At 37.6% G+C, this 3,169-nt stretch carries 3 protein-coding genes; all 3 read left to right on the forward strand.

Features of this window, described 5'->3' with window-relative positions:
* The first annotated feature begins 194 nt into the window (after positions 1-194).
* Positions 195-470: a transposase gene (locus KGY70_19745; GenBank protein MBS3777438.1), complete on the forward strand. Its 276-nt coding sequence runs from the start codon at positions 195-197 to the stop codon at positions 468-470.
* 26 nt (positions 471-496) lie between these two features.
* Positions 497-1,339 carry an IS3 family transposase gene (locus KGY70_19750; protein ID MBS3777439.1) on the forward strand — a complete coding sequence of 281 codons (843 nt, stop codon included), beginning with the start codon at positions 497-499 and terminating at the stop codon, positions 1,337-1,339.
* Between the two features lie 383 nt (positions 1,340-1,722).
* Entirely contained in the window at positions 1,723-2,937 is a 1,215-nt protein-coding gene (locus tag KGY70_19755) for a transposase (protein MBS3777440.1), read from the forward strand.
* The last annotated feature ends 232 nt before the right edge of the window (positions 2,938-3,169 follow it).

Here is a 3,169-nt window from a genome sequence, read left to right on the forward strand (position 1 = left end):
TCCTCTGGCAAAACTTAGTAAAAATCTTTCTTCCTGATAAACTAAATTAATTGCATCTCGAAGAATGTTAACTAAATATGTCTGCTCTTCATTCATTGATTTTAATCGTTAAAAGGTTAGTCGTCTTATAATTACCCCCAAAATTAGGACAGCAAATTAAGTTTGAGATTATAAATTTATTAAAATTGCTGTCTATGAGTACACGAAGAAAGTTTAGTTCAAAATTCAAGACCAAAGTAGCCATAGAAGCGCTACAAGAGAAGCTTACAAAGCAAGAGCTCGCTCAAAAGTATCAACTCCATCCGAACCAGATCCAAAAATGGAAGCGTGCGTTTCTGGATAATGCTGATCAGGTATTTGAAAGTGATAACGCCTCCAACAAGGATCCCGAAAAGGAACAACAAAAGCTCTATGAAAAAATCGGTCAGCTCCAGGTCGAGGTTGATTTTTTAAAGAAAGCCTTGTCGTAAAGAAGTCCTTAGCTGAACGTAGAGCACTGGCAGATAAAAACCACAGCAAGCTAAGCATGGCAAGGCAGTGCCAGTTACTGGGTATTCATCGCAGCGGTGTGTATTACAAGCCAAGACAGGAGAAGCCGTCAAATTTAGAACTTATGGAGCTTATCGATAAAAAGTACCAGGAAAAGCCTTTTTGGGGTATTCCAAGGATGACCACATGGTTGCAGAAAGATATGCACTACAAAGTCAATAAAAAGAGAATAGAACGTCTTTACAGGATCATGGGTATCCAGGCTATAGGGCCCAAGCCCAATACTTCTAAGCCTTCAAAAGACCACAAGGTGTATCCATATTTGTTGAAGAACTTAGAAATCAAAAGATCCAATCAGGCCTGGGGTACTGATATTACCTATATACCAATGAAAACGGGTTATATGTACGCTATGGCTATCATCGATCTTTACAGCCGATATGTTGTAGGCTGGTCGGTCAGCAATACCATGGATGCGGCATGGTGCAAGCAGGTGCTTGATGATGCCATAGAGGCTCACGGCAAGCCTGAGATTATCAATACCGATCAAGGCAGCCAGTTTACCAGTGATATTTTCACAGAGGCTGTCACAAGCAGGGACATTTCCCTGTCTATGGATGGCAAAGGAAGAGCCATTGACAACATCTTCATTGAACGCCTTTGGAGGTCTATGAAATATGAGCATGTTTATCTTAATCCTGCTGAAGATGGTATTGAGTTATACAGAGGATTATTCGGGTGGTTTAGCGAATATAACACCGAAAGACGCCACCAATCTTTAAATGACGAGGTACCCGCAAAAGTATTTTTTTCTTCAAAGCCACCCCATCAAGGAGTGAGGGCGGCTTAGAAGAAAAAATAAATTATGAAATGTAAAGAACCTGTCCTAAAGAATGGGGTAAGCTAAAGACAGGAAAAAAAACATAAAAAAAGTAGCATGATAATTGGCTAATAATCTAAAAATTAGTATATTAGCCTTGCGACCAAACAAATATTATCATGCTACAATGTAAAGATATTAAAAAAGTCCAGGAATTAAAAAACGGTTTTACCCATAGTTGGTTTGAACCTGATTTTATTTTGAGTTCTTTGAAATGCTTTTCATTTTCTAAGACATGCAAAAGCCTAAACCCCTTAAAAGTAAGGGGATATAGCTTCACAAGCATATTTTCGATTCTCATTTGTCTTCCTTTTGTCAACGCAGACAGCATTAACGGCATGATAAGCAGTGTTTTGTCAAATCACATAAAAGCTCGCAAAGATGCATTTTACCGGTTAAAGAATAATCCCGGTATATGCTGGAGAATGATCCTATGGCTTTTTGCTTCAAAATTCATAAAAGTCTCACAAAAACCATGCTCCGTGGATAAAGGTTCTAAATGCATGATATTTGATGATTCCACGCTTGCTAAAACCGGTCAATATATCGAAAAAGTATCTCGAGTTTGGGATCATGTGGCTAATCGGGCTATCTTGGGATACAAACTTTTAACCATGGGCTATTGGGATGGAACTTCATTCATCCCTGTGGATTTTTCATTGCACCGGGAAAAAGGAAAAAATAAGGATAAACCATATGGATTGAAAAAAAGCAAGTACCGAAAACAATATCGGAAACCCCGTCGGAAGGATAGTCCCTCCTGGGAGAGAGCCAAAGAAGCTGATGAAAATAAGATAAACAGTGCCTTAAAGATGTTCTGGCGATTTATAAGCCAAGGTTTTAAAGTAGACTATGTGCTCATGGACAGCTGGTTCACATGTGAGGCCTTCATTGATGCAGTCAGACGGGTAAAGAAGCAAAATTTGCATCTTATAGGCATGTATAAATTTTGTAAGACCCGGTTTGATTATTCCGGCCAGCAGTTAACGCACAAACAAATACGCAATATACTTGGCAAGGCAAAAAGATGCAGAAAGCTTGGGTTCCATTACAAAGAAACAGTGGTCGATTACAAAGGCAAGCCATTAAAGATATTCTTTAGCCGCCAGGGAAAAAACGGCAAGTGGAAAGTATTTGTCACCACTGATACCGGCTTGTCGTTTATTAAAATGATCGAGATATATCAAATTCGTTGGTCTATAGAGGTTTTCTTTAAGGAATCCAAGCAGCTGTTGGGACTTGGAAGATGTCAGGCCAATGATTTTGATAGCCAAATTGCCGATACAACAATTACCATGATACAGCATATTTTGCTCACATTAAGATACCGATTTGACCATTATGAGTCAAAAGGGGCTCTATTTAAAGATATAGAAGAAGATATTATACAATATCGATTAAGTGAAAGGCTATGGGCATTATTTATTGAACTGGTAAGGATTATAGAAATTTTATATGATGAAATAGATAGTATGGATATTATGGTGAAATTATTCAATGATCAGAAAGCTTATGAAATATTAAAACGGGTTTTACCACCGGAGGTTGAAGCGGAATATGCGGCATGACTGAAAATGGAAGCATTAAAGAATTAATAATCAATGTTATAAAAATCTCCCCGATTGGAGAAACAATTATATTTCAGTTTATTTAAATCAAGTGCGAAACTTTAGGGAGATATAAACAACAGATTGCATGAGCGATTAATTACATGATTGATTACCTGAATTTTATATAAAACATTGCAGTGGAATCACATTATAAAGCTTGTATTTTTTACATAAGGTACCGGATAAAATG

Source organism: Bacteroidales bacterium (assembly GCA_018334875.1).
GTDB lineage: Bacteria > Bacteroidota > Bacteroidia > Bacteroidales > UBA12077 > JAGXLC01.

Excerpts from the sequence above, each read along its gene's own strand:
- KGY70_19745 (MBS3777438.1), top strand. The coding sequence starts at position 195 with ATGAGTACACGAAGAAAGTTTAGTTCAAAATTCAAGACCAAAGTAGCC.